Origin of the sequence: uncultured Microscilla sp., assembly GCF_947493425.1 — a bacterium.
Lineage (GTDB): Bacteria > Bacteroidota > Bacteroidia > Cytophagales > Microscillaceae > Microscilla.
Window position 1 is genome coordinate 44,447 of record NZ_CANLRP010000042.1, and the last position, 7,316, is coordinate 51,762.

5 protein-coding genes are annotated in these 7,316 nt (G+C 39.6%); all 5 read left to right on the forward strand.

Features of this window, described 5'->3' with window-relative positions:
- Window positions 1–305 precede the first annotated feature (305 nt).
- The 5 genes from Q0954_RS13225 to Q0954_RS13245 all read left to right on the forward strand — a co-directional run bounded on the left by Q0954_RS13225 (window position 306) and on the right by Q0954_RS13245 (window position 7,244).
- Complete coding sequence (locus Q0954_RS13225; RefSeq protein WP_299457563.1) at window positions 306–2,594, forward strand: two-component regulator propeller domain-containing protein; 2,289 nt, start codon at window positions 306–308, stop codon at window positions 2,592–2,594.
- Window positions 2,595–3,006: 412 nt separating this feature from the next.
- Complete coding sequence (locus tag Q0954_RS13230; RefSeq protein WP_002701582.1) at window positions 3,007–3,378, forward strand: DUF1987 domain-containing protein; 372 nt, start codon at window positions 3,007–3,009, stop codon at window positions 3,376–3,378.
- Between the two features lie 154 nt (window positions 3,379–3,532).
- Window positions 3,533–4,615 (forward strand): SiaC family regulatory phosphoprotein, encoded by a 1,083-nt coding sequence (locus tag Q0954_RS13235; RefSeq protein WP_299457565.1) that lies wholly within the window; start codon window positions 3,533–3,535, stop codon window positions 4,613–4,615.
- Window positions 4,616–4,749: 134 nt separating this feature from the next.
- Window positions 4,750–5,106, forward strand: a complete 357-nt coding sequence (locus tag Q0954_RS13240; RefSeq protein ID WP_299457567.1) for a DUF1987 domain-containing protein — start codon at window positions 4,750–4,752, stop codon at window positions 5,104–5,106.
- Window positions 5,107–5,504: 398 nt separating this feature from the next.
- Window positions 5,505–7,244 (forward strand): UvrD-helicase domain-containing protein, encoded by a 1,740-nt coding sequence (locus Q0954_RS13245; RefSeq protein ID WP_299457569.1) that lies wholly within the window; start codon window positions 5,505–5,507, stop codon window positions 7,242–7,244.
- Window positions 7,245–7,316 lie beyond the last annotated feature (72 nt).

Below are 7,316 nucleotides of genomic sequence, written 5' to 3' on the forward strand. Positions count from 1 at the left end.
TAAGTGACGAGTCGCAAGTTGCGTCCTGTTTAGCTGTGTCACAGCAGGCTGCTGTAGATTCGGTTCACAGGTAGCTAATAACTCATAGTATATTATTTATTTTCAATTAGTTATGAATTCGTTGGTTAGATGAAAACAGGACACTGACAATAACCACAAACACGAAACCGGGCATAGCCAATGGTAGCTAATAATTACGATTACTTTATTGCTTTACAAATATGAGCACATAACAATCACACAGGGTAAAGTTGCCACGCAAACTGTGCACTCAATTGAAGAATGACTATTAACAAAATTAAAAAATGAATCAAATCAAATCAGTAATTTGTCTGATAGGTTGTTGCCTGAGTATACACCTTGGGGCGCAAAACATACCACTAGGCACCTGGCGTACCCACGCGGCTTATCAAACGGTACAAAGCCTGGCTTTGGGCAATAATAAGGTATATGCAGCCAGTAGCAACGGCTTTTTTTATGTCGATCAAACCGACAACACCCTTAATACAATGTCGAAAATAAGTGGATTGAGTGATACTGAAATAAGCCAGATAGCTTATCAGGAGGCACTAAAAACCTTGGTGATTACTTACCAAAACGGGAACATAGATTTACTGAAAAGCGACGAAATTGTCAATATCCCTACCATCAAAACCAACAAAAACATTACAGAGTCAAAGCAAGTCAATCATATACTGATACAAGGCAACAATGCCTATCTATCTACTGATTTTGGTATAGTGGTGTTAGACCTGAGCAAAAACGAAATAAAAGAAACCTACCAAAACCTGGGGGTAAACGGGCGTAGCATTGCTATAAAAGCTGCTACATTATCGCAAGACAGTGTATATATAGCCACTGGGAACGGAGTGTATTATGCGCCTTTCAACGGAAGCGTAAATTTGCAGGATTTTAATGTCTGGCAACGGTTTGAACCCAGCACTGGCATAGATACTTTAGAGTTTAACTATATTGCGAGTTTTGCCAATAAAGTATATGTAGGACGTACCAATTATGAGTTGTATGAATATGCCCACAACAACCAATGGACAAAAGTAAATCTGCCTGCCCCTGTTGCCCCCAATACTGGGCAAATACGCGATGTGCGAGTGTCTAATGGTCAGTTGTTGCTCAGCGTAGATAATCAATTGTTGCTGTTGAATGCTCAAAATCAAATAACTAATTTCACCAATAGTAAACTTAATTCGCCTCAGGTGGCTTTGGCAGATGCTAATGGAGTAATATGGATAGGGGATGGGGTGAATGGATTGGTGCAAAAAAATGGAACAACTTACAATGCTTTTTTTCCCAATGGCCCGGCAAGCGCCGAGAGCAGATACCTGTATGCTTACCAAAGTCAAATACTGGCTTTGTCGGGTGGTTATCAATTTGACGAAACCCCACTAAATAGCAGTGCTGGTTTTTATTTGTTTGACAATGCCCAATGGAAAAACTACAATGCTTTTGATCCCTTGTTCTCTCAGGCAATTGCCAACGTCAAAGATTGGGTGACAGCGGGGTTTAATAGTCAAGACCAACAGTTATATATAGGCTCGTTTCAATCGGGATTGTATGTTTTCAAAGACAATGCGTTGACATCGGTTACTGGCAGTACTTTACGCGCTAGTACTGACAACACTGTGAGGGTAGGGGGCATTACAACCGATATTGAGGGCAACCTGTGGATTACGAACCCTTCTGATGACATTGCCCGACGATTTTTACATAAACGCGATGTACAAGGGGGGTGGAGCGTAGTATCGGCTCCTGCAAGCGCTACTGGAGCTCCTTTAGGTATTTTATCCTCTTTTGGAGGGTATTTGTGGATGCGCCTGAGCCCGGCAGCAAGTGCGGGTATTTGGGTGTATGATCCACAGTTGAACCGTAGTAAAGTACTGAACACTACGGTAAACAATGGCAACTTGCCCAGCCCCAGGGTATATAGCATGGTGCAAGACAAAGAAGGGCAAGTATGGGTGGGTACCGACAAAGGGGTCACGGTGTTTTTTAATCCGGCTGATGCTTTTCAGGCAGCCATCGATGCTTCTAAACCCATTTTTGATGGACAAAACCTGTTGCGTGCCGAAAAAGTAAGTACCATAGCAGTAGACGGGGGCAATCGTAAATGGATGGGGACTAACAATGGTTTGTGGTTATTTAATCCTGATGGTACCCAACTGGTGCACCATTTCACGACTAAAAACAGTCCTTTGCCTTCAGACATTATATATGATGTAACTATTCAGCCTCAAACCGGGGAGGTGTTTGTGGCTACTGACAAGGGGTTGGTGTCTTATAGAGGAACCGCCACTACAGGTGGACAAACACACCAAGAGGTCAAAGTATTTCCTAATCCGGTGCGTCCCAACTTTAATGGCTTATTGGGCATTTCTGGTTTGGTAGATGATGCTAAAGTCAAAATTACAGATGTGTCAGGCAAGCTGATTTACCAAACTCAAGCACAAGGAGGTACAGTCAGTTGGGACTTAAGAGACTATACCGGACACCGGGCAAAAACAGGTATTTATTTGTTGTTTAGTACCAATGCTGACGGTACCGAAACGTTGGTGACTAAAATAGCGGTGATAGAGTAGTGCTATAGAATATTGCTGTAAGGTAAAATGTGATTTTTGGATAAAATATTTGTGTTGTACAAAAAGCCTTTAACTATTGAAAAATATGTAACTTTTATTAATTTCGGCTTTAAAAACAATGCTTCATTTTTGAGAATAAAGCATGCTTTTTTTAAATTAGTAATGCTTCAAAGTTGAAAAGCTTTATAAAACAATCAAAAAGACTAATTTCAAGGCACACACGCCAAATTAAAAAAGAAAAGAAGAGTGGTTATTTGCAAAGTAAGATAATTGCGTATGATTTTGTGAATGAGAAAAAGAAAAAAACATGAGCAAAATATCTCATTTCATAATTCTTGATTGAGAGATTTTATTATATTCACCTAAAATTTTCTTCTATATTTTAAGAAAGTTATAAAAAAAAGAGCAAATTATGGATACACTATATCTGGAAGCCACCAAGTATACTCCAGAGGTGAAGTTAGATGCGGATAAGGGCATTTTTGAGTTAATGGGGAGTATGTACCCCGAATATTGTGAAGAGTTTTTGCAGCCTGTACTGGCTTGGTTTGGTGTATACAGAAACCGACCCAATCGTGAAACTAAAGTATCTATACGTTTAGAATACATCAATACAGACTGTACACGTACTTTGTACAACCTGTTTCTTACCCTTAAAAAAATACCCAATACCCGTGTGGTGTGGTTGTACCCTACCGAAGGAGGAAAAGATATGAAAGAAATGGGAGAGGACTATGCCGAAGACCTTGATTTGCCTTTTGAAATAAAAAATGTAGGAAAATAATTGCGTACTATTTAACCACCAAAAGTAGGGTGGTACCTAGGCTCAAAACCACAATTCTATCCCTTTATTGTAAAAACTTGGTAAAGATTATTTAAAAAATTAACGAAGTTCCCCTTAACTTTTTATATTTCACATAATAAAATGGGAATTTTGTATGCAAGTGAACGATGCCAATCATATTCAAAAACTTATTCAACTCATAGAGAGTGAAAGTTTAACTAATATAGATTTGGCATTGCAAATAATCAAAGGGATGGGATTGCCAGATCATCGCAAACTTCATCGGTTATTGCTTTCTTACCGCCCAGTAAAAGTTCGCCGTCTTTGTTTACAAAAAGGATTTTTTCATCTTTTTCAGAATACCCCCGGAATGTTGGGGGTAAGCGATTATAAGTTGTCATTTAGTGATATCTTGCCCTATTTCTCAAAACTTAATTGGTTGCAGGGGTTTGATTTCTCAAATGATGCAGCACTACAAACGTTGCCCCATGGTTTAGAATACTTTACTCATATCAAGCATTTACAACTGGCGTATACTTCGCTTACCACGTTACCTGGTTTTTTGCAACACCTGTCACGCCTCGAACAACTCAACTTGTCTTATACCCCATTTAAAAAGTTGCCTATTGTTTTGTCGTTTTTGCTCCACCTCAAAACTTTGCATATAACCGGAACTTTGATTGATAACTTACCCGATGTATTACCTTATTTGCCTAAACTAGAGCAATTGTACATATCAGCCAACCATTTACAAAACCTTGATGCTCAGACAGAGCGGCATTTAAAAAAAGTTAAAGAATTATGGGTGCCCCAAAACGAGGTCAATCAATTGCCTGGTCAGGTATTGGGTTGGACAAACCTCCGCACGCATTTGCCCCGTTACTGGCATTCACCAGGTAGCGACTCCCCTTTTATTTTGCTTGATGCAATAAATGGGGCATTTCAGATGAAGGGCAACAGCATTATGGAAGAGGCATTGGTATTTTATGAACCTACCCTCGATTGGTGGACACAGTACCAGCAAGCGTCTAACCAAGTAACTCGTTTTCATGTAGATTTGCACTATTGGAATACCTCGTCGAGTAAGTTATTGTTAGATGTGTTTAGTCGGCTAGAGACTATTCCGGGGTCAGTCATTGTATGGCATCTCGACCTAGACGATGAGGAATTGGAAGAAACCGGTTATGAGTTTGCCGAATTGGTAAAGGTACCTTTTGAGTTTTACTTTCGTTGGTAATCAATAAGAAGGTAGAGGGGGTGTTCTTGAAAATATCATGGATATGTCAAAGAATGAGGAATTGTTTATATATACTTTTGTAGATTTGTAAAGGGAAATTATTAATGTAGCTCACTGCTCACAAAACTTAAAGCATGAAAGAACTGAAACTAGAAGCCACAGAACACACACCTGAGGTGATTTTTAATGCAAATGAGGGTACTTTTACTATGTCGGGTAGGCTAATTATATTAGATAGCCATGCCTACTTTAGTCCTATTATGCGTTGGTGGCAATCGTACCTTACCCAACCCAATGAAAGTACTACTTTAGTGATAAAACTGGAGTATTTTAGTACTGCCAACAGCAAGTCGCTTACTTCTATGTTTAGAATGTTACAAAGCTTGCCCAACGTGAAAGTAGTTTGGTATTATGACGATGAAGACTTGCGGGATTCTGGAGAAGATTTTAAGAATTTTTCAAAGCTTCCATTTGAGCTGATTGAATACTAATCAACAGCTTATAACACCTCCCTGTGTTGATGCCCAACAAGCAAAGTTTTTATTGCCATGTGTTGGGTGGTCAATGGGTTAAAAATAAACTTTACGTTTTTGGACAAAGATGCTTTTTGGAGTGAAAGGGCAACAGGATAACTATGCTGTTGTTTGAGCTTAGGAATGGTGTAAAAATAAATTTCTATAGTAACGCTAAAATATTTTGTTGCTAGACACGGCACGGCAATATCCAGTGGATATTGAGCGAGCTTGAGGGATGGTCGGCTAATAGCATCGCTATTCGGCTATTTTTTAACAAAGTATAGCCTCAAAAGATGAGGTTAAGAATGTAAATTTATTTTGGTACCATTCCTTAGGTAAAATATTAGATTGAAAACAACCAAAAACAGCTACCATTGAAACTGACAACAGAACAGGCTGCCATTGTGGGGAGTCAGGGGAATATAAAAATTAATGCAGTGGCAGGTTCAGGCAAAACCTCTACCTTGATTGCCTACGCTCAAGCCCACCCCAAAGAAAAAATTTTGTATTTGGCTTTTAACCGATCGGTAAAATTAGAGGCTATTCGTAAATTTTCTGACGCTGAATGCGATCACGTGAAGATAGAAACAGCTCACTCGCTGGCTTACCGGGCAGTAGTACGCAGTGGGCGTTATCGCATTCAACAATATGACCTGACTACCTATCAGATCAAGGATATTTTGAACCTGAAACCTTATGGAGAACCCTTGTCAGAGTTTGTAATGGCAGGACACATTGGTCGTTTTATGAGTTTTTTTTGTAATAGCAACAAAGCCAAGGTGCAGGAACTTGACTACCTTTCTATTGTATCGGGCGAAGAGGCAAGGGAGTTTGTAAATAAATATTATGACGAGGTTTTGCACCAAACCAGGGTTTTATTGGCAAAAATGAACCGGGCTGAAATAGAAATTACCCACGATTTTTACCTCAAAAAATTTCAACTCCATCACCCTATTTTGCCCTACGATTGTATCTTATTTGATGAAGGGCAAGATGCTTCTCCTGCAATGCTTGATATATTTTTGCAGCAAGATCACGCAACCAGAGTTATTGTGGGTGATACCCACCAACAAATTTACCGCTGGCGGTTTGCAATAAATTCTCTGGAGCAAGTGCCCGATTTTGACGATTTTTACCTGACCAAAAGCTTTAGGCTCAACACCCACATGAGCAAGCTCGCCGAAGCGGTGATTGGCTACAAATATTTGTTTGAAAACCAGCTCAAAATTGCTATAGAAGGCATAGGCACCCACAGCGCCAGCAAAGTAAAGGCCACCATAGGAAGAACCAACCTTGCCTTGTTGGTAAAGTCGATAGATATGTTGGTAGACAATGGTGAGATAGAAAATGTATACTTTGAGGGTAATTTTTCGTCGTATACTTATGCCAAAGATGGAGGCTCTATTTATGATGTGCTTAACTTGTATACCGACTATAAACAGGGTATTCGTGACAAACTCATCAAGTCTATGTCGGGACTGGATGATTTGGAAGACTACGCTGATAAGACCGACGACGTAGAGTTGAAGACGATCATAGAAATTGTGAAAAAATATGGCCGAAAATTACCTTACCTGATCAAAGAACTCAAAGAGCGTCACCTACCCGATAGTGAAAAACATAAAGCGGATATGATTTTTTCTACAGTGCACCGTTGCAAGGGAATGGAATACGATGAGGTAACTTTATTGGATGATTTTATTACTCAAGATGCCATAGAAAAGCTTTGGAACGAGGAAGGTACAACAATCGCTGATTATATTTCAGAAGAGATCAACCTGTTGTATGTGGCGGTTACCCGGACTAAAAATAAGCTCAATATTCCTGAAAAGCTATTGCCCCGTGGTTTTGACTTGCCACCTACTCACCACATAAAAGTGATGAGAACCCCAAAGCCTGCCAAAAAGAACCCGGAAAAAGCGCCTCAACAAGTCCCTGCTTACCGCAAAAGTCAGCCTTCGTATGCTAATAAAAAATGGACAGACCAAGAAGAAAACGAGTTGTTGGAAATGTATTACAAAAGTGTGTCGATAGAAGATATGGCGTCTTATTTTGAGCGAACTAAAGGAGCCGTTTATTTTCGTTTGAAAAAAATGGGCGTGTTGTATGATTAGGAATTGTTCAAAAATAAATTTACACTCTGAGGGGTGATTTTTCGCCTTGATACTTCGTTATTTTTATTGCCC